General features: G+C 52.4%; 18 protein-coding genes. 13 read left to right on the top strand and 5 right to left on the bottom strand.

The window, feature by feature from the left end; translation table 11 throughout:
• The first annotated feature begins 30 nt into the window (after positions 1-30).
• The 3 genes from FEK46_RS02235 to FEK46_RS02225 are packed head-to-tail and all read left to right on the top strand — an operon-like array spanning position 31 to position 1,657.
• A complete protein-coding gene (locus FEK46_RS02235) occupies positions 31-354 on the top strand; it encodes a helix-turn-helix transcriptional regulator (RefSeq protein WP_130260126.1) in 324 nt (107 codons plus the stop codon).
• On the top strand, positions 339-650 hold the full coding sequence (locus FEK46_RS02230) for a HipA N-terminal domain-containing protein (protein ID WP_130210092.1): 312 nt from the start codon (positions 339-341) through the stop codon (positions 648-650). Before FEK46_RS02235 ends, FEK46_RS02230 begins: the two co-directional genes overlap by 16 nt.
• Positions 650-1,657 (top strand): HipA domain-containing protein, encoded by a 1,008-nt coding sequence (locus FEK46_RS02225; RefSeq protein WP_130260127.1) that lies wholly within the window; start codon positions 650-652, stop codon positions 1,655-1,657. The genes FEK46_RS02230 and FEK46_RS02225 overlap by 1 nt, the downstream gene beginning before the upstream one ends.
• A 16-nt stretch (positions 1,658-1,673) precedes the next feature.
• On the opposite strand, the gene FEK46_RS02220 is transcribed toward FEK46_RS02225, so the two are convergent.
• Positions 1,674-2,945 (bottom strand): amino acid permease, encoded by a 1,272-nt coding sequence (locus tag FEK46_RS02220; protein WP_130210096.1) that lies wholly within the window; start codon positions 2,943-2,945, stop codon positions 1,674-1,676.
• Between the two features lie 230 nt (positions 2,946-3,175).
• Positions 3,176-3,346: a hypothetical protein gene (locus FEK46_RS23540; protein WP_167852363.1), complete on the bottom strand. Its 171-nt coding sequence runs from the start codon at positions 3,344-3,346 to the stop codon at positions 3,176-3,178.
• Between the two features lie 74 nt (positions 3,347-3,420).
• On the opposite strand from FEK46_RS23540, the gene FEK46_RS02210 reads away from it, so the two are divergent.
• The 3 genes from FEK46_RS02210 (at position 3,421) to FEK46_RS02190 (ending at position 4,492) form a co-directional block, all read left to right on the top strand.
• A complete protein-coding gene (locus FEK46_RS02210; protein ID WP_002431793.1) occupies positions 3,421-3,528 on the top strand; it encodes a type I toxin-antitoxin system toxin Ldr family protein in 108 nt (35 codons plus the stop codon).
• A gap of 374 nt (positions 3,529-3,902) precedes the next feature.
• Entirely contained in the window at positions 3,903-4,010 is a 108-nt protein-coding gene (locus FEK46_RS23370) for a type I toxin-antitoxin system toxin Ldr family protein (RefSeq protein ID WP_074399497.1), read from the top strand.
• Positions 4,011-4,384: 374 nt separating this feature from the next.
• On the top strand, positions 4,385-4,492 hold the full coding sequence (locus FEK46_RS02190) for a type I toxin-antitoxin system toxin Ldr family protein (protein WP_002431793.1): 108 nt from the start codon (positions 4,385-4,387) through the stop codon (positions 4,490-4,492).
• Positions 4,493-4,577: 85 nt separating this feature from the next.
• On the opposite strand, the gene bcsG is transcribed toward FEK46_RS02190, so the two are convergent.
• Genes bcsG through bcsE form a run of 3 tightly spaced genes read right to left on the bottom strand, consistent with a single transcriptional unit; the run spans position 4,578 to position 8,013 of the window.
• A complete protein-coding gene (gene bcsG / locus FEK46_RS02185) occupies positions 4,578-6,257 on the bottom strand; it encodes a cellulose biosynthesis protein BcsG (RefSeq protein WP_130210100.1) in 1,680 nt (559 codons plus the stop codon).
• Positions 6,254-6,445 carry a cellulose biosynthesis protein BcsF gene (gene bcsF, locus FEK46_RS02180; RefSeq protein ID WP_130216286.1) on the bottom strand — a complete coding sequence of 64 codons (192 nt, stop codon included), beginning with the start codon at positions 6,443-6,445 and terminating at the stop codon, positions 6,254-6,256. The genes bcsG and bcsF overlap by 4 nt, the downstream gene beginning before the upstream one ends.
• Positions 6,442-8,013: a cellulose biosynthesis c-di-GMP-binding protein BcsE gene (gene bcsE, locus FEK46_RS02175; protein ID WP_130210104.1), complete on the bottom strand. Its 1,572-nt coding sequence runs from the start codon at positions 8,011-8,013 to the stop codon at positions 6,442-6,444. The genes bcsF and bcsE overlap by 4 nt, the downstream gene beginning before the upstream one ends.
• Before the next feature lie 273 nt (positions 8,014-8,286).
• Between bcsE and bcsR the strand changes: the two genes are divergently transcribed.
• The 7 genes from bcsR to hmsP all read left to right on the top strand — a co-directional run bounded on the left by bcsR (position 8,287) and on the right by hmsP (position 20,843).
• Complete coding sequence (bcsR, locus tag FEK46_RS02170) at positions 8,287-8,475, top strand: cellulose biosynthesis protein BcsR (protein ID WP_064527810.1); 189 nt, start codon at positions 8,287-8,289, stop codon at positions 8,473-8,475.
• Between the two features lie 11 nt (positions 8,476-8,486).
• The gene (gene bcsQ / locus FEK46_RS02165) at positions 8,487-9,239 is read left to right on the top strand and encodes a cellulose biosynthesis protein BcsQ (protein WP_130210106.1); all 753 of its coding nucleotides are present in this window, start codon (positions 8,487-8,489) and stop codon (positions 9,237-9,239) included.
• Positions 9,236-11,854 carry a UDP-forming cellulose synthase catalytic subunit gene (bcsA, locus tag FEK46_RS02160; protein ID WP_130210108.1) on the top strand — a complete coding sequence of 873 codons (2,619 nt, stop codon included), beginning with the start codon at positions 9,236-9,238 and terminating at the stop codon, positions 11,852-11,854. The genes bcsQ and bcsA overlap by 4 nt, the downstream gene beginning before the upstream one ends.
• A gap of 10 nt (positions 11,855-11,864) precedes the next feature.
• Positions 11,865-14,204, top strand: coding sequence for a cellulose biosynthesis cyclic di-GMP-binding regulatory protein BcsB (gene bcsB / locus FEK46_RS02155; RefSeq protein ID WP_138194636.1), 2,340 nt, complete (start codon positions 11,865-11,867; stop codon positions 14,202-14,204).
• A gap of 6 nt (positions 14,205-14,210) precedes the next feature.
• On the top strand, positions 14,211-15,317 hold the full coding sequence (bcsZ, locus tag FEK46_RS02150) for a cellulose synthase complex periplasmic endoglucanase BcsZ (RefSeq protein WP_135559221.1): 1,107 nt from the start codon (positions 14,211-14,213) through the stop codon (positions 15,315-15,317).
• A complete protein-coding gene (gene bcsC / locus FEK46_RS02145) occupies positions 15,299-18,772 on the top strand; it encodes a cellulose synthase complex outer membrane protein BcsC (protein WP_135559184.1) in 3,474 nt (1,157 codons plus the stop codon). Before bcsZ ends, bcsC begins: the two co-directional genes overlap by 19 nt.
• Before the next feature lie 82 nt (positions 18,773-18,854).
• Complete coding sequence (hmsP, locus tag FEK46_RS02140; protein WP_130210114.1) at positions 18,855-20,843, top strand: biofilm formation regulator HmsP; 1,989 nt, start codon at positions 18,855-18,857, stop codon at positions 20,841-20,843.
• Positions 20,844-20,916: the final 73 nt, after the last annotated feature.

Raw genomic sequence — 20,916 nt, 5'->3', positions numbered from 1 at the left:
TTTGTCTTTAATCAATTGAAAGGTTCTTTAATGATCTACACGGGGTCACAGAATCTGGCTCAAGAGTTGAAAGCGATCGGCGACCAGCTCCAGGAGTTGCAGAAGAAACTTATTCAGGGGCCGAATATTAGTCAACCACGCCCCCTCCGGACCATTGAGACTCCTCGTCATTTGGGGGAACAACTGAATGCACGTCGCAAAGAATTGGGCATTGATTTATACACCCTTGAACTACAAACGGGGATCTCAACGTCCACGTTAAAGCGACTTTTTAAGGATCCTGAACAGGTTAAATTCGGCAGTGTGTTTGCGGTGGCGAACGTTCTTGGAGTGAAACTATGCATCGACGAGTGAAAGTGTTGCTCTATGGTCAGGTAGTGGGTGAACTCTCTCAGAACGACAGTGGTTTTTTGTTTCAGTACGCCCCGGATTACCACGGACCGGCAATCTCAATCAGTCTGCCCGTCGCACAGCGTCAGTTTCCCAGTGAGACGTTGCATCCTTATTTTGCCTCACTGGCGCCAGAAGGATGGCTGCGTCAACGCTACAGCCAGATACAGCATCGTGACGAAAACGATCCGCTGGGAATGCTTATTGATAACGGCAAGAATCTGCTGGGGGCAATCCAGATTTTACCTTGGGAGGAATAATGGCGAATTGTCGCATTCTGTTAACGCCGCTGAATGAACGTGACGAACAGCGCGGATATTCGACACAAGGGTTGAAGCGCCTGAGCGGCACTGCAAAATTGAATCCTCGGCTGGGGTTTACGCGAACTCAGTTTGTGCAGGAACTTCCGCGTCAACAAAAAGGGATGAGTATTTCCGGTTACCAGCCCAAATTGCAATTAGTGCTGGATGAAGGAGAGTTCCGCGTCGTAGATCATCAGGGAAATTTTATCCTTAAGCCCTCTCCAGCCGACTTTCCCGGTTTGGCCGAAAATGAACATGCAACAATGACATTGATGTCTCGTTTGGGATTTGACGTACCTGTGCATGGCCTGCTGAGTTTTGCACCACAATCAGAGGAGGAGCTTGAATACGCGTTTGTTATCCGGCGCTATGACCGGGATGACAAGGGGCAGCCAGTGCATCAGGAGCAGCTTGATGGTGCGATGCAGATTACAGATAAATATGGCAAAACGGGAAATGATAACGAGCAATACGTCAGCTATGAAACGCTGGCCCGATTTTTAATTGCCCATGTTAACGACAACATCGCATTTAAAATCGATCTCTTTCGTCGCATTGTTTACGCCTGGTTGCTGGGTAATAACGACATGCATTTACGAAACTTTGGCTTAGTGTACTCCGATGGTTTGACGCCAGCGTTAGCGCCGGTGTATGACTTTGTTTCTGTAGCTCCCTATCCGGAATATTTTCTCTCAAACTATCTGGCGCTGCCGTTATTGATGCGAGAAGAAGGCGGTCGGGAACTGGCTCCTGGATTTGAAAGTGATTATGGCGAGTATATCGGGCAGGACTTTTTGCTGTTGGGTGAATCGATGGGATTAGCGCCCAGATTGCTGGAAAAACTCATTCAGGATATACGTAAAGAAAATGCCATTGTTATGGAAACGTATGAACAGTCCTTTATGACTCAGGAGCATATCCAGGCTGTACTGAAATGCTATCGACATCGTCTGGGGCTGCTGTGAGCAGCCCCCGTTACTTTTACTCAATCAGCTTCAACAGCGGCGAAAAGCACAGCAAAATGCCATAAAACAGGATAAGCCATGTTTTTAGCCCGCGTAGTTTTTTCAGTTGTGAAACTTTAGAGATCAGGAAAAACGGAATCAGGCACGACACAATGCCATATAACGGGCTTCCTAACTGAAAGAACACCAGCACCGATACACGAAACGAAACCCAAATCGTCAACGTAATGACGATAAAAGCGCAAATTGCCAGAGTCAGCATACGCGAGTTAATTTTCTGGGTATCAATAATTCGGCTTAACAGATTGAGAATAATGCCTTTAATGGCCTCGTGGAAACCGAGGTAAATGCCAAAGAATGCGGTCAGTACGGCAAAGATATTCAGCACCGTAGAGGTGATATGAATGATATGCCCGGGGATCACCTGCGCGGCTAGTGCCAGTGCCGAGATATTTTGTTCAAAGGCAGAAACGGCTTCTTCGTGGCTAATTGAGAAGGTAAACGAAAAGGCAAAAAACAGGATCACCGCGATGAGCGTGATATAGCTAATCCGGTGGGTACGCAGCGCGAGCCGAGTTGCCAGTACTTTATCTGTTTCCCGTTTACGATAGGCAATATTCATCGGGTTAAGCACCTGAATAAATACCGCAGAGAAGAAACAAAATGGAATGGTGAGCAGGACGTCGCGGAAAAATACGGAGGCTTGTGGGAAGGCGGTTATATTGGCGAAATTCCAGTGCGGGATCATCGCAAAACCGAACACGACAATAATGCCGACTTTGACCACCACCATTGGCCCGGAGATCTTAAATAGCAACCTTTCACCACCAGACGCAATTGCCACCAGTACGGCGAAAATAGCGACTTTATAAAGTAGAGATTGTGAAAGATCGGCATCGGTTAAACCGAAGGTTTTCAGGTATGAGGCGCTGTCGAAAACCACGGAGAGAGAGTAGATAAAAATCCCGTGGATAATCATCAAAAAGTAGATAACCCCGAGGAAAATTCCCCAGTTTTTACCCAGGTAATGACTGATAATATCTGTATAGTCATTACAGGAATCACTTTCCGAAAGTGTCTTTAAATAAATGTCCTGCACTATCCAGGTTGCCGGATAAGCAATGATTGCAGCGGTAATAAATACCCAAATCCCCTTCAGGCCAATTTGTACCGGCATCAGCACGGTTCCGGCACCAATCGCCATTCCTATACATAATAAAACCCAGCCGAAGTCGTAGCGCGTAAACGGCAATTTGTGATCGTGTAATGGTTGTGTGTTGTGCTGCATAAAGTCCTGTCCAGAAAGAAGTCAGCCTCGTAAAAATGAATAACCCCAGCTTCTCTTGCGCAACTGGTAGAGAAGTTGAATACGCAGTGTGTAACGAATGAGACAACAGATTCACTGGGGAGATTGCGAGGAGGCGCAATTCTACAAAATTGCGCATTTCACTACCAGTCTGGAGTCAGCTCGGATATGAACTGCAACTATTGTAAACAAAGAAATTAAGCTGGAAGGCATCACGCAGTGAGGAAAATTGCCAGATGCTGACGGTAAAACGCAATCGTAGAATCAGCGGCAAGCCGGAAGGATTCCGGTGAGGCGCAATGTTGCGGGGGCTTTATCCCCGGCGGCATTGGTTGCTGGAAAGAGAAAACCCCCGCACGTTGCAGGTATGCACCTGACAACATCACGGGGGCCATTCTTGATAGTAGACAACTCAAGGATAGCCGCGAAACGTTGTCATTACAACAGAGGCGGCTATATGACGCTCGCAGAGTTGGGCATGGCCTTCTGGCACGATTTAGCGGCTCCGGTCATTGCTGGCATTCTTGCCAGCCTGATCGTGAGCTGGCTGAATAAGCGGAAGTAATATGCCATGCGGGTGTCAGGCTGCCGTAATGGCAATTTGCGCCCGGACCAGGCCGCAGGGGGAAACTCTGCGGCCTTTTTCGTAAGAAAAATGCAACGGTTGCAAGTGGATAATATTCTGCGGAATGCGCAGCACAGAGTGAAGAAGTGATGGATTTCGAAGCACAAAAATGGTCGTAGAATCAGCGGCAAGCCGGAAGGTTCCGGTGAGGCGCAATGTTGCGGGGGGCTTGATCCCTGGTGGCATTGGTTGCTGGAGAGAGAAAACCCCCGCACGCTGCAGGTATGCACCTGACAACATCACGGGGGCCATTCTTGAAACTAGACGACTCAAGGATAGCCGCGAAACGTTGTCATTACAACAGAGGCGGCTATATGACGCTCGCAGAGTTGAGCATGGCCTTCTGGCATGATTTAGCGGCTCCGGTCATTGCTGGCATTCTCGCCAGTCTGATCGTGAGCTGGCTGAATAAGCGGAAGTAACGTGTCATGCGGGTGTCAGGCTGCCGTAATGGCAAGTTGCGCCCGGATCAGGCCGCAGGGGGGAACTCTGCGGCCTTTTTCGTAAGAAAAAGGCAACGGTTGCAAGCGGATAATATTCTGCGGAATGCGCAGCACAGAGTGAAGAAGTGATGGATTTCGATGCACAAAAACGGTCGTAGAATCAGCGGCAAGCCGGAAGGGTTCCGGTGAGGCGCAATGTTGCGGGGGCTGTATCCCTGGTGGCATTGGTTGCTGGAGAGAGAAAACCCCCGCACATTGCAGGTATGCACCTGACAACATCACGGGGGCTAATCTTGAACCTAGACCACTCAAGGATAGCCGTGAAACGTTGTCATTACAACAGAGGCGGCTATATGACGCTCGCAGAGTTGGGCATGGCCTTCTGGCACGATTTAGCGGCTCCGGTCATTGCTGGCATTCTCGCCAGCCTGATCGTGAGCTGGCTGAATAAGCGGAAGTAATATGCCATGCGGGCGTCAGGCTGCCGTAATGGCAATTTGCGCCCGGACCAGGCCGCAGGGGGAAACTCTGCGGCCTTTTTCGTAATTACTGCGGATAAGGCACCCAGTCGCCACCGTTCAGGCGAACATACGGTTTATTTTGATATTGAATGACCACCGCATTCGAGTTCTCGGAAACAGGCGCAGTCTGTGGTAATCCACTAGTGAGTTTTTTCCAGTCAACATTGTCTTCGGTGAAAATCTTGCCGTCGAGAACGCGAACCACCAGATCAGAGATTGCCAGGAAGCTGCTTGGTTGGTCGATGACAATTGGTGCGCCCTGATGTGGTGTTTTCATGCCGAAGAATTTCACGCCAACCGGTACATCAGTGATTGCCGGGCTGGGGATATCACGCAAACCAGAAACTTGCATTCTGTCACCTTTCAACGCGCCACCGTGTTCCGGTACTACGACGACCATCACTTTACGACCCGATTTCTCCAGTTCAGTAAAGAAGGCGTCCAGTTCATCAAAGAACTTCTGCGCTCGCGCTTTGTAATCCGCTGTTTTGCTGACGCCCGGATAATGGTTGCCGTCATGCAGTGGAAGCGTGTTGTAGAACGTGGCGCTACGGCTGTTTTTATCTTTTTCGGTAACGTCCAGCCAGCGGTTAAGCACGGCAGTATCGTCATAAACCGGCGAACCATCAAAGCCCAGCAAAATGACGGGAAGATTTGTTTGATCCATCAATTCGGTCTGCATACCGCCGTTTTCGCGAACTTCTTTCAGGAAGCCGCCAAACTGGCCGTTATGTCCCATCATCAGGTGCTGGGTAAAGCCCAGTTTTGACAAGTTATCGAACAGATAGCAGTCATTGTTTGCTGGTTGATACAGATTGGTGTGCGATGGCTGACCGCAACTGGCGCGCAGCAGACGAATCGCCGCCGGACCGCTGTATGAGGTTGCAGAGTTGAAATTCTTGAACTCAATATCAAAATGCGACCACAACGGATGTGACATTAATCCGGCAGCTTCAATATCCGACCATGAAAGCGAACAGATATTAATCACCAGAAGCTCAAATGGCTGCGCATCCGCTGGCAGCGCGGATGGGAAGGTCGATTTACGTTTCGCCTCGGCGTTATAGAAATTATTCAGCCAGGCATTGAGGTTTGCGGTTGTCGGTGGTGCAGTTTGCGCTGGCATATCTCCAACTACTGGCGTGCCGCCGGTTGCCGCGACTGTTGCCGCAGCGTTACCGCCCGTCGTTGTTACCGTGGTGGTCGGTTGACCGGCTGGCCACAGGGAGAAACTTGGACCAGCCAGCGTAAGTACGTTCAGCCATACCAGAATGGCGACCACAAAAACGGTGATGCGAATCCATTGCGACAAGAATAACCAGGCCACTAACAAAACAAAGACAGCACCAATCATCTGCCAGTTAATAAAGCGCGTGACCAGATCGATTAAATAATCGGGACTAAAGCCTGCCACTTGTGACCCCTGGCTCATAATACTTTCCGGGCCAGGTAGCCAGGTATCATGCCAGAAGAGGGCAAAGCCGATTGGCAGGGCGATCCAGTGGCGCAGGCGATGCAGGCTGTAGCGCGGAATCGGCATCAGCAGGAACGCGGCAAATACCAGATTGAGTAGCGGATGGAAGTTAAGGTAGCCCGCCCACAACAGGCCGAACTTAACCAGAAAATAAAAGTTCCAGCCAGAAAGGCCGCGCCAGTATTGCCAGAGTGAAGAAGGCATAGCGGTATTTTGGGTAAATTGAGTCATTTTTTGGTAGCCCTGGCTTTTTCTGCACGGCGTAACGTACCGGCCGGTTTTACATAACGAGGTTTCGCAAATAACAAACGCAGGGTGTCACGAATGCGCCGTAGGGAATGGCGCGCCAGATAGCCCAGCGGGAAAAAAACAAGCGCACAAACGACAATGATTTCAATGATATCGCTGATGGTCATCATGATGAATGCTCCACAGGATCACTCAACAGTCGCAGCGGTTCCGGTATTCGTCGCCAGTTACGCCCATCATGCTCGGCATTGATTACCGGCATGGAGGCCTGAGTTAAAGGCAGTGGCACCCCCCATTGTTCCGGGGCAAGTAAACGCATTTGCACCAGTTCAGCGCTGATTTGGTCATCTTCAAACCAGACCATGCGGTTAGAGAAAATGTCGCCAGTAGGTAACGGGAAAATGTGATTCAACGCAGTATCCAGATCGTTGATCCTGCAGAATGAGAGGAACAGGACCAGTCGATTTCCACCAACGGTCATAATGTCGCCAGTGCGATTTGGACGGCACAGCGTCAGGGCTTGCTCAACGCGGATGCCCGGTACTGGGCGTAAAGCGACCAGCACGCCTTTACCATGAGCAGGCAACAACGTGTTATTCATCATGTTATTGACCGCCTCACAGAACACATCCCACTTTTGAAAACCGCGCAGTTTCAGCGGTTGGGTCATGGATAGCAGGGTAGTGATATCTTCCGGAACATAGCGGCTGAACTTCTGCCCTTGCACGCTTTCAATCATCGTCAGACAACGGGAGAGCGGAGCATTCCACGGAATCACCATATTCGCACCGCAGGCCAACAACAAACGTTCATCCGTGGCACGCAGGCTGGCGGTATTTTCCCGCACGAGGATCTTCATCGCACTACCACGCTGGCGACGCAGGGTATGAATGCTGCGGGCCAGTGGTTCAATTTGCCCATTTTGCTGTAAAGAGAAAACGACGGTTGCAGCCTGTGCAGTCCGGGCTTCATTGAACAGAGTTTCGTTGTTGTCGAACAGTTGCCAGTGTTCTGATAAAGGGGGGGCGCCTTCCAGCACAGCAATATTGCTAAGAATGCGTTTTTCATCGCTGCGTGGTTGGATCTCCGCTTCTTCACGCTGAACTAACGTCCAGATACCCTCTTGCTGCTGAACGATGAGTTGCTGACGGGCGCTAACCCCTTTTTCGTTGCACCAGAAGGCGATATCCAGCAGATGTTGATCGCCCTGAAAACGCAAACTGGCAAGCCCAAAAAGTGAGCGGTATTCCTCCAGCAACAATGAAAATTGTTTATCGTTATTATTTCCTGGATTAATTACCAGCAGTGAGCAATGGTATAATCTGCTCCACTTGTTCATTTTATCCAGCCATGAACGAAGCCGCTCAGTTGGAATGTTTTGCCATGCATTATTGGCACAAACAAGAATGAAAAGATAATTTTCGGGATCAATAGAACATTGTAAATCACGGGGCAAATAGTATAGCCCCTTTTCATGATTTAGCATTGAAAATAATTTTATTTTTTCCGGTCCGTGAGAATCATCTAATTTGAAGGTTTTTTCGGGATCGTTATCCATGCTAATGACCGCGACTTTCGCGGTTTCAGCTTGAGAAGCCATCGTTTGATTCACAAGGCTGATAGCATCTTCTTGACGATCGACGTTAAACCACCAGACGCCGCCTGCTGGCATATGCCGCAACTCATCCCACAAAGATGAGATACCGATAGAGAATACAGGGTCCACAACGTCCCTCAAGTCACCATTTTGTCTGATTATTAGTTTACTAGCGAAAGCTAAGAAATAAACCTACCATTGAAATTAAAACTTATCAGATTTAGCATGTGAATCAATTTAGCAGGCTGGAAGCCTTATGATATCAGTCTTTTCGTTTTTTACTTTCGTTAGTTGCGTACATGAAAGTTAAAAAATGAACGGATTACGTATTGCCGTCTGGCATTATACGGGCAAAATTCTGTCGATTAGAATTGACTGATGCGTGGCGGGTATATTTTATCGAGATTAAGCATAATGAATAACAACGAACAGGATACTCTGCCTGATCCCGCGATAGGCTATATCTTTCAGAATGATATTTTGGCGTTAAAGCAGGCGTTTTCACTGCCTGATATCGATTATGCCGATATTTCTCAGCGTGAGCAGTTAGCAGCGGCGTTAAAACGCTGGCCATTGTTGGCTGAGTTTGCGCAACAGAAGTAGGGGAGTAGTGAATGGCCGTACTGGGATTACAGGGGGTGCGGGGAGGGGTGGGTACAACAACCATCACCGCCGCGTTGGCCTGGGCATTGCAAATGTTGGGAGAAAATGTCCTGGTGGTTGATGCCTGCCCGGACAATTTGTTGCGCTTGTCGTTCAACGTTGATTTTACCCATCGTCAGGGCTGGGCCAGAGCCATACTGGATGGTCAGGACTGGCGAGATGCCGGGATGCGCTATACCTCGCAGCTCGATCTGCTGCCTTTTGGTCAGTTAACCATTGAAGAGCAAGAGAATCCCCAGCACTGGCAAACTCAGTTGGGTGCAATTTGCGAAGGCTTGCAGCAGCTGCAGGCCAGTGGGCGTTATCAATGGATTTTGATCGACTTACCGCGCGACGCCTCGCAGATAACGCATCAAATCCTGAGCCTGTGCGATCACTCGCTGGCAATCGTTAAAGTGGATGCTAACTGCCATATTCGGCTGCATCAGCAAGCACTGCCTGCTGGCGCGCATATATTGATTAATGATTTCCGCATCGGCAGCCAGGTACAGGAAGATATTTACCAGTTGTGGTTGCAAAGCCAGCGCCGGTTACTGCCAATGTTGATTCATCGCGATGAAGCGATGGCTGAATGCCTGGCGGCGAAACAGCCGTTAGGTGAATACCGCAGTGATGCGCTGGCGGCGGAGGAAGTTCTGACGCTGGCAAACTGGTGCCTGTTGAACTATTCCGGTCTGAAAAAGCCAGTCGGGAGCGCGTCATGAGTATCTTGACCCGGTGGTTGCTTATCCCGCCGGTCAACGCGCGTCTTATCGGGCGTTATCGGGATTATCGTCGTCACGGCGCATCGGCTTTCAGCGCGACGCTTGGCTGTTTTTGGCTGATCCTGGCCTGGGTGTTCATTCCGCTTGAACACCCGCGCTGGCAGCGTATCCGCGCAGAACATAAAAACCTTTACCCACATATCAACGCTTCGCGTCCGCGCCCGTTGGATCCAGTCCGCTATGTCATTCAGACTTGCTGGTTGTTGATCGGCGCTTCACGCAGAGAGACGCCAAAACCACGCTGGCGGGCATTTTCTGGCCTGCAGAATATCCGTGGGCGTTACCATCAATGGATGGACAAACTACCAGAACGTGTCAGCCAGAACACGCAACATCTTGATGAGAAAAAAGAACTTGGCCATCTGAGCGCCGGAGCACGGCGTTTTATTCTTGGTGTTATTGTGACTTTCTCGCTGATTCTGGCGCTAATTTGCGTCACTCAGCCTTTTAACCCGTTGTCGCAATTTATCTTCCTGATGTTGCTGTGGGGCGTGGCGCTAATGGTGCGGCGTATGCCAGGGCGCTTCTCGGCGTTGATGTTGATTGTGCTGTCGCTGACTGTCTCGTGTCGCTATATCTGGTGGCGATATACCTCGACGTTGAACTGGGATGATCCGGTCAGCCTGGTATGTGGCTTAATCCTGCTATTTGCGGAAACTTATGCGTGGATTGTGCTGGTGCTTGGCTACTTCCAGGTGGTATGGCCACTGAATCGTCAGCCAGTACCGCTGCCGAAAGACATGTCGCAATGGCCGTCGGTGGATATCTTTGTACCGACCTACAACGAAGATCTCAGCGTGGTGAAAAACACCATTTATGCTTCGCTGGGTATCGACTGGCCGAAAGACAAACTCAACATCTGGATCCTCGATGACGGCGGCAGGGAAGAGTTTCGCCAGTTTGCGCAAAACGTGGGGGTGAAATATATCGCCCGAACGACGCATGAACATGCGAAAGCAGGCAACATCAACAATGCACTGAAATATGCCAAAGGCGAGTTCGTGTCGATTTTCGACTGCGACCACGTTCCCACACGCTCGTTCCTGCAAATGACCATGGGCTGGTTCCTGAAAGAAAAGCAGTTGGCGATGATGCAGACGCCTCACCACTTCTTCTCACCAGATCCGTTCGAACGCAACCTGGGGCGTTTTCGTAAAACGCCGAACGAAGGCACGCTGTTCTACGGTCTGGTGCAGGACGGTAATGACATGTGGGATGCCACTTTCTTCTGCGGTTCCTGTGCGGTGATTCGGCGTAAGCCGTTGGACGAGATTGGCGGCATCGCGGTCGAAACCGTGACTGAAGATGCGCATACTTCTCTGCGTTTACACCGTCGTGGCTACACTTCCGCTTATATGCGTATTCCCCAAGCGGCGGGGCTGGCGACTGAAAGCCTTTCGGCGCACATTGGGCAACGTATCCGTTGGGCGCGCGGAATGGTGCAAATCTTCCGTCTTGATAACCCGCTTACTGGTAAAGGGCTGAAGTTCGCTCAGCGGCTGTGCTACGTCAACGCTATGTTCCACTTCTTGTCGGGGATTCCACGGCTGATCTTCCTGACCGCACCGCTGGCGTTCCTGCTGCTGCACGCCTACATCATTTACGCGCCTGCGTTGATGATTGCCCTGTTTGTGCTGCCGCATATGATTCACGCCAGCCTGACCAACTCGAAGATTCAGGGTAAATATCGCCACTCCTTCTGGAGTGAAATCTACGAGACGGTGCTCGCCTGGTATATCGCCCCGCCGACGCTGGTGGCGCTGATTAACCCGCACAAAGGCAAATTTAACGTCACCGCCAAAGGTGGTCTGGTGGAGGAAGAGTACGTCGACTGGGTGATCTCGCGACCGTACATCTTCCTCGTATTACTCAACCTGGTCGGTGTTGCTGTCGGCATCTGGCGTTACTTCTATGGCCCGCCGACTGAAATGCTCACCGTGGTCGTTAGTATGGTTTGGGTGTTCTACAACCTGATTATTCTCGGCGGCGCAGTAGCGGTATCGGTAGAAAGCAAGCAGGTACGTCGTTCACACCGTGTTGAGATGACCATGCCAGCGGCGATTGCCCGGGAGGATGGGCATCTTTTCTCCTGCACCGTTCAGGACTTCTCTGACGGCGGCCTGGGGATCAAGATCAACGGTCAGGCGCAGATTCTGGAAGGACAGAAAGTGAATCTGCTGCTCAAACGCGGTCAGCAAGAGTATGCCTTCCCGACTCAGGTTGCGCGCGTGATGGGTAACGAAGTGGGGCTGCAATTGATGCCGCTCACTACCCAGCAACATATCGATTTTGTGCAGTGTACGTTTGCCCGTGCGGATACATGGGCGCTCTGGCAGGACAGCTACCCGGAAGATAAGCCGCTGGAAAGTCTGCTGGATATTCTGAAGCTCGGCTTCCGTGGCTACCGCCATCTGGCGGAGTTTGCGCCTTCTTCGGTGAAGGGCATTTTCCGTGTGCTGACTTCTCTGGTTTCCTGGGTTGTTTCGTTCATTCCGCGTCGCCCGGAGCGGAGCGAAACGGTACAACCATCGGATCAGGCTTTGGCTCAACAATGATGATAACGCGATGAAAAGAAAACTATTCTGGATTTGTGCAGTGGCTATGGGGATGAGTGCGTTCCCCTCTTTCATGACGCAGGCGACACCGACGACGCAACCACTGATCAATGCTGAGCCAACTGTGCCTGCCCAGGCGGAGCAAAATCCGCGGGTCGGACAGGTGATGCCAGGCGTGCAGGGCGCGGACGCGCCCATCGTGGCGCAGAATGGCCCTTCGCGCGATGTGAAGCTGACCTTTGCGCAAATCGCGCCGCCGCCGGGTAGCATGGTACTGCGTGGCATTAACCCAAACGGCAGCATAGAGTTTGGTATGCGCAGTGATGAAGTGGTGACGAAGGCGATGCTTAACCTTGAATATACGCCGTCGCCATCACTGCTGCCGATACAGTCGCAGTTGAAAGTCTATCTGAACGATGAGTTGATGGGCGTGCTGCCAGTGACCAAAGAGCAGTTGGGTAAAAAGACGTTGGCGCAAATGCCGATTAATCCGCTGTTTATCACCGACTTCAACCGCGTGCGGCTGGAGTTTGTTGGTCATTATCAGGATGTCTGTGAAAACCCGGCCAGCACAACGCTCTGGCTGGATGTTGGACGCAGTAGCGGACTGGATCTGACATATCAATCACTGAATGTGAAAAATGATCTGTCGCACTTCCCGATTCCGTTTTTCGACCCGAGGGATAACCGAGCCAATACGTTGCCGATAGTTTTTGCTGGTGCGCCGGATGTTGGTCTGCAACAGGCTTCGGCGATTGTTGCGTCGTGGTTTGGTTCGCGTTCTGGCTGGCGCGGACAGAACTTCCCGGTACTCTATAATCAGCTTCCGGACCGCAATGCGATTGTCTTTGCGACCAATGACAAGCGACCGGACTTCCTGCGCGATCATCCGGCAGTAAAAGCCCCGGTGATTGAGATGATCAACCATCCGGAGAATCCTTACGTCAAATTGTTGGTGGTCTTTGGGCGTGATGACAAAGATCTATTGCAGGCGGCGAAAGGCATTGCTCAGGGCAATATTTTGTTCCGTGGTGACAGCGTAGTGGTGAACGATGTTAAACCGCTATTGCCACGTAAACCGTACGATGCGCCAAACTGGGTGCGAACCGATCGTCCGGTCACCTTTGGTGAGCTGAAAACCTATGAAGAACAGTTACAGTCCAGCGGGCTGGAGCCGGCAGCGATTAATATCTCGCTGAACTTGCCGCCAGATCTCTACCTGATGCGCAGCACCGGTATCGATATGGATATCAACTATCGCTACACCATGCCGCCGGTGAAAGATAGCTCGCGGATGGATATCAGCCTGAACAACCAGTTCCTGCAATCTTTCAACCTGAGCAGTAAACAGGAGGCGAACCGCCTGCTGCTGCGGATCCCGGTGTTGCAAGGTTTGCTAGATGGTAAAACCGATGTCTCCATTCCGGCGCTGAAACTGGGGGCGACCAACCAGTTGCGTTTCGATTTTGAGTATATGAACCCAATGCCGGGTGGTTCGGTGGATAACTGTATTACCTTCCAGCCGGTGCAGAATCACGTCGTGATTGGTGACGACTCTACCATCGACTTCTCGAAGTATTACCACTTCATCCCGATGCCGGATCTGCGCGCGTTTGCTAATGCGGGCTTCCCGTTCAGCCGGATGGCGGATTTGTCGCAAACCATTACCGTGATGCCAAAAACACCAAACGAAGCGCAGATGGAAACACTGCTTAATACGGTGGGCTTTATTGGTGCACAGACGGGCTTCCCGGCGATCAACCTGACGGTGACCGATGATGGCAGCACCATTCAGGGGAAAGACGCCGATATCATGATAATTGGCGGTATCCCGGACAAGTTAAAAGATGACAAGCAGATCGATCTGCTGGTGCAGGCTACCGAAAGCTGGGTGAAAACGCCGATGCGCCAGACTCCGTTCCCCGGCATTGTACCTGACGAAAACGACCGCGCAGCAGAAACTCAGTCCAAGCTGACCTCTTCTGGTGCGATGGCGGCGGTGATTGGCTTCCAGTCACCGTATAACGACCAGCGCAGCGTAATTGCGTTACTGGCGGATAGTCCACGCGGTTACGAGATGCTCAACGATGCGGTGAACGACAGCGGTAAACGCGCCACTATGTTTGGTTCCGTAGCGGTGATTCGCGAGTCCGGTGTTAACAGCCTGCGCGTTGGCGACGTCTATTACGTCGGTCATCTGCCGTGGTTTGAACGTTTATGGTACGCACTGGCGAACCATCCGATTCTGCTGGCGATACTGGCGGCAATCAGCGTGGTGCTGCTGGCATGGGTACTGTGGCGTCTGCTGCGCATCATCAGCCGTCGTCGTCTTAATCCGGATAATGAGTAATCGATGATGAAAGTTTTGCGTAGTGGGATCGTGACGATGCTGCTGTTGGCTGCCTTCAGTGTTCAGGCAGCCTGCAACTGGCCTGCCTGGGAGCAGTTCAAAAAGGATTACATCAGTCAGGAAGGGCGCGTCATTGACCCCAGTGATGCACGCAAAATTACCACCTCTGAAGGGCAAAGCTACGGCATGTTCTTTGCCCTGGCGGCTAATGATCGTGTGACATTTGACAACCTACTTGACTGGACCCAGAACAATCTTGCTCAGGGGTCCTTAAACGAACATTTGCCTGCCTGGCTGTGGGGCAAAAAAGAGAACAGCAAGTGGGAAGTGCTGGACAGCAATTCGGCCTCTGATGGTGATATCTGGATGGCCTGGTCGTTGCTTGAGGCGGGGCGATTGTGGAAAGAGCAGCGTTATACCGACATCGGCAGCGCATTGTTAAAACGCATTGCGCAAGAGGAAGTGGTGACGGTGCCGGGGCTGGGGTCCATGCTGTTACCGGGAAAAGTCGGCTTTGCCGAGAATAACAGCTGGCGTTTGAACCCGAGTTATCTACCACCGACGCTGGCGCAGTATTTCACCCGCTTTGGCGCGCCCTGGACTACGCTGCGCGAAACGAATCAACGTTTGCTGCTGGAAACTGCCCCGAAAGGTTTTTCGCCTGACTGGGTGCGTTATGAAAAAGATAAAGGCTGGCAGCTGAAAGCTGAAAAAACGCTGATCAGCAGCTATGACGCCATTCGCGTTTATATGTGGGTCGGCATGATGCCAGATACTGATCCGCAAAAAGCACGGCTGTTAGCGCGTTTTAAACCGATGGCGACATTTACTGAGAAGAACGGCTATCCGCCGGAGAAAGTTGATGTCGCGACGGGTAAAGCGCAGGGGCAAGGGCCGGTAGGTTTTTCTGCGGCTATGTTGCCGTTTCTTCAGGACCGTGACGCGCAGGCTGTACAGCGCCAGCGTGTGGCAGATAACTTTCCTGGCAGCGATGCCTATTACAATTATGTGCTGACCCTGTTCGGACAAGGCTGGGATCAACACCGTTTCCGCTTCTCGACAAAAGGTGAGTTATTACCGGACTGGGGCCAGGAATGCGCAAATTCACACTAAACATCCTCACACTTTCCCTCGGTCTGGCTGTGATGCCGATGGTCGAGGCGGCGCCAACCGCCCAGCAACAGTTACTGGAGCAGGTACGAGTTGGCGAAGCGACTCACCGCGAAGACCTGGTGCAGCAGTCGCTGTATCGTCTGGAACTTATTGATCCGAATAACCCGGACGTCGTTGCTGCCCGTTTTCGCTCTCTGTTACGGCAGGGTGATGTTGATGGGGCGCAAAAACAACTCGACCGATTGTCGCAATTAGCGCCGAGTTCAAACGCTTACAAATCGTCGCGGACGACGATGTTGCTTTCCACGCCGGATGGTCGTCAGGCATTGCAACAAGCACGATTGCAGGCCACCACCGGGCATGCGGAAGAAGCCGTGGCGGGTTACAACAAACTGTTCAACGGGGCGCCGCCGGAAGGTGACATTGCCGTCGAGTACTGGAGTACCGTGGCGAAAATTCCGGCTCGCCGTGGCGAAGCGATTAATCAGCTAAAACGCATCAATGCGGATACGCCGGGCAATACGGGCCTGCAAAACAATCTGGCGCTATTGCTGTTTAGCAGCGATCGCCGTGACGAAGGTTTTGCCGTACTGGAGCAGATGGCGAAATCGAACGCCGGGCGCGAGGGGGCTTCTAAAATCTGGTACGGGCAGATTAAAGACATGCCTGTCAGCGATGCCAGCGTGCAGGCGCTGAAAAAATATCTCTCAGTATTTAGCGATGGCGACAACGTGGCTGCTGCACAATCGCAACTGGCAGAACAACAAAAACAACTGGCCGATCCTGCTTTCCGTGCCCGTGCGCAAGGTTTAGCGGCGGTGGATTCAGGCATGGCGGGTAAAGCTATCCCCGAGTTGCAACTGGCGGTGCGTGCTAACCCGAAAGACAGTGAAGCGCTGGGGGCGCTGGGCCAGGCGTATTCTCAGAAAGGCGATCGCGCCAATGCGGTGGCGAATCTGGAGAAAGCCCTCGCGCTGGACCCGCACAGCAGCAACAACGACAAATGGAACAGCCTGCTGAAAGTGAACCGTTATTGGCTGGCGATCCAACAGGGCGATGCCGCGCTTAAAGCGAACAATCCTGATCAAGCGGAACGGTTATTCCAGCAGGCGCGCAATGTAGATAATACTGACAGCTATGCGGTGCTGGGGCTGGGTGATGTGGCGATGGCGCGCAAAGATTACCCTGCAGCCGAACGTTATTATCAGCAGACGCTGCGGATGGACAGCGGCAACACCAACGCCGTGCGCGGTCTGGCGAATCTTTATCGCCAGCAATCGCCGGAAAAGGCTGAAGCATTTATTGCCTCGCTCTCTGCCAGCCAGCGGCGCAGCGTTGACGATATTGAACGTAGTCTGCAAAACGACCGTTTGTCACAGCAGGCCGAAGCGCTGGAAAAACAGGGCAAATGGGCGCAAGCAGCAGCACTTCAGCGCCAGCGACTGGCACTGGACCCCGGCAGTGTGTGGATTACTTACCGACTTTCGCAGGATCTCTGGCAGGCCGGACAACGCAGCCAGGCTGATACTCTGATGCGCAATCTGGCGCAGCAGAAGCCGAACGACCCGGAGCAGGTTTATGCCTACGGGCTGTATCTCTCCGGTCATGATCAAGACCGGGCGGCACTGGCGCATATCAACAGCCTGCCGCGCGCGCAGTGGAACAGCAATATTCAGGAGCTGGTTAATCGCCTGCAAAGCGATCAGGTGCTGGAGACTGCGAATCGCCTGCGGGAAAGCGGCAAAGAGGCCGAAGCGGAAGCGATGCTGCGTCAGCAGCCACCTTCCACACGCATTGATCTCACCCTGGCCGACTGGGCGCAGCAACGGCGCGATTACACCGCCGCCCGCGCGGCTTATCAGAACGTCCTGACGCGCGAGTCGAATAACGTCGACGCCATTCTTGGTCTGACGGAAGTGGATATCGCTGCTGGTGACAAAGCGGCGGCACGTAGCCAGCTGGCGAAACTGCCCGCCACCGATAACGCCTCTCTGAACACTCAGCGGCGCGTGGCGCTGGCGCAGGCGCAGCTTGGCGATACCGCAGCGGCGCAGCAGACATTTAACAAGCTGATCCCGCAGGCAAAATCTCAGCCGCCGTCGATGGAAAGCGCGATGGTACTGCGCGATGGTGCGAAGTTTGAAGCACAGGCGGGCGATCCAAAGCAGGCGCTGGAAACCTACAAAGACGCGATGGTCGCATCTGGTGTGACCACGACGCGTCCGCAGGATAACGACACCTTTACCCGACTGACCCGCAACGACGAGAAAGATGACTGGCTGAAACGCGGTGTACGTAGCGATGCGGCGGACCTTTATCGTCAGCAGGATCTTAACGTCACCCTGGAGCACGACTACTGGGGATCGAGCGGCACTGGCGGATACTCCGATCTGAAAGCGCACACCACCATGTTGCAGGTAGATGCACCCTATGCGGACGGACGAATGTTCTTCCGCAGCGATTTCGTCAATATGAATGTCGGCAGTTTCTCCACCAACGACGACGGCACGTGGGACAACAACTGGGGGACCTGTACGTTACAAGATTGTAGCGGCAATCGCAGTCAGTCGGATTCTGGCGCAAGCGTGGCGGTCGGCTGGCGAAATGACGTCTGGAGTTGGGATATTGGCACCACGCCGATGGGCTTCAATGTCGTGGACGTGGTCGGTGGCGTTAGTTACAGCGATGATATCGGGCCGCTTGGCTACACCGTTAACGCCCATCGCCGACCTATTTCCAGTTCATTACTTGCCTTCGGCGGACAGAAAGACTCTCCGAGCAATACCGGGAAAAAATGGGGCGGCGTACGTGCCGATGGTGTGGGGTTAAGTCTGAGCTATGATAAAGGCGAGGCAAACGGCGTCTGGGCATCACTTAGCGGTGATCAGTTAACCGGAAAAAATGTCGAAGATAACTGGCGCGTGCGCTGGATGACGGGCTATTACTATAAAGTCATCAACCAGAATAATCGCCGCGTCACTATCGGCCTGAACAACATGATCTGGCATTACGACAAAGACCTGAGTGGGTACTCACTTGGGCAGGGCGGCTACTACAGCCCGCAGGAATATCTGTCGTTTGCCGTACCGGTGATGTGGCGTGAGCGCACAGAAAACTGGTCATGGGAGCTGGGCGCGTCTGGCTCATGGTCGCACTCGCGCACCAAAACCATGCCGCGTTATCCGCTGATGAACCTGATTCCGAATGACTGGAAAGACGACGCCGCTGACCAGACCAACGGTGGCGGCAGCAGCCAGGGTTTTGGCTACACGGCGCGGGCGTTACTTGAACGACGCGTCACATCCAACTGGTTTGTCGGCACGGCGATTGATATCCAACAGGCGAAAGATTATGCGCCAAGCCATTTCCTGCTCTACGTACGGTATTCTGCCGCCGGATGGCAGGGCGATATGGATTTACCGCCACAGCCGCTGATACCTTACGCCGACTGGTAAGTTTTCAGATAGCGCCTCTCTTAATGCCGCTGCGATCGGGTATACTCGGGCGGCAGTCTGGGATTTCCGGGGGAGAGATAATTTGCGCGTTAGTCGTTCGTTAACAATCAAGCAGATGGCAATGGTGGCGGCCGTTGTTCTGGTGTTTGTCTTTGTTTTTTGCACCGTTTTGCTGTTCCACCTGGTACAGCAGAATCGCTATAACACGGCTACGCAACTGGAAAGCATTGCTCGTTCTGTCCGCGAACCCTTGTCCTCAGCCATCCTCAAAGGGGATATTCCCCAGGCGGAGGCCATTCTCTCCAGCATCAAACCTGCGGGCGTGGTCAGCCGCGCAGATGTGGTGCTGCCTAACCAGTTCCAGGCGCTGCGTAAAAGTTTTATTCCTGAACGCCCGGTGCCGGTAATGGTTACCCGACTGCTCGAACTACCGGTGCAAATCTCGCTGGGCGTTTACTCGCTGGAGCGCCCGGCAAACCCACAACCGATTGCCTATCTGGTGTTACAGGCGGATTCCTTCCGCATGTATAAGTTCGTGATGAGTACGCTCTCCACGTTAGTGACCATTTACTTACTTTTGTCGCTCATCCTGACAGTGGCGATTAGCTGGTGTATTAACCGACTGATATTACATCCTTTACGCAATATTGCTCGTGAGCTGAACGCCATTCCACCGCAAGAGATTATCGGCCATCAGCTGGCGCTGCCGCGTCTGCATCAGGACGATGAAATAGGCATGCTGGTGCGCAGTTATAACCTTAACCAGCAACTGTTGCAGCGCCATTATGAAGAGCAGATCGAAAACGCGATGCGCTTCCCGGTGTCGGATTTGCCAAACAAAGCCCTGCTGATGGAGATGCTGGAACAGGTGGTGACGCGTAAACAGACTACTGCGCTGATGATTATCACCTGCGAAACCCTGCGCGACACCGCCGGTGTGCTGAAAGAGGCGCAGCGGGAAATCCTGCTACTTACGCTGGTGGAAAAACTCAAGTCGGTGCTGTCGCCGCGCATGGTTCTCGCGCAGGTCAGTGGCTATGACTTCGCTGTTATCGCCAACGGTGTGCAGGAGCCGTGGCACGCTATTACGCTAGGTCAGCAAGTACTCACTATCATGAGCGAGCGCTTGCCTATTGATCGCATTCAACTGCGCCCACACTGTAACATCGGCGTGGCGATGTTCTATGGCGATATCACCGCCGAACAACTTTATGGTCGTGCTATTTCTGCGGCGTTTACCGCGCGTCATAAAGGGAAGAATCAGATTCAGTTCTATGATCCGCAGCAGATGGAAGCCGCTCAACAGCGGCTGACGGAAGAGAGCGATATCCTTAATGCGCTTGAAAATCATCAATTTGCGATTTGGCTACAACCACAAGTTGAGATGACCAGCGGCAAGTTAGTCAGCGCGGAAGTGTTATTGCGTATCCAGCAACCGGATGGGAGTTGGGACCTACCGGATGGGTTAATTGATCGTATTGAGTCTTGTGGACTGATGGTTACCGTCGGTCACTGGGTGCTGGAAGAGTCATGCCGACTGCTTGCCGCCTGGCAGGAGCGCGGCATTATGCTGCCATTATCGGTGAACATCTCAGCTCTGCAACTGATGCACCCGAATATGGTGGCGGATATGCTGGAACTGCTAACGCGCTATCGTGTTCAGCCAGGAACGCTGATTCTGGAAGTGACAGAAAGCCGACGCATTGATGACCCTCACGCGGCGGTGGCAATCCTTCGTCCGCTGCGCAACGCCGGAGTACAGGTGGCGCTGGATGATTTCGGTATGGGCTATTCAGGGTTGCGTCAGTTGCAGCATATGAAATCTCTCCCGGTGGACGTTTTGAAAATCGACAAAATGTTCATTGATGGGTTACCGGAAGATAGCAGCATGATTGCCGCGATTATCATGTTGGCGAAAAGCCTGAATCTGCAAATCATTGCTGAAGGCGTAGAGACAGAAGCACAACGTGACTGGTTGGCAAAGGCGGGCGTTGGTATTGCCCAGGGCTTCCTCTTTGCACGTCCACTTCCCATTGAAATCTTCGAAGAAAGTTACCTGGAAGAAAAATAGCTACCCCAAACTGATTACAAAACTTTAAAAAGTGCTGGTTTGTGCGAGCCAGCTCAAATTTTTTAACATTTTT

This window comes from Escherichia sp. E4736, assembly GCF_005781225.1.
Lineage (GTDB): Bacteria > Pseudomonadota > Gammaproteobacteria > Enterobacterales > Enterobacteriaceae > Escherichia.
Note: the sequence above shows the minus strand (reverse complement) of the source record. Positions and strands in the feature narration are given on the sequence as shown.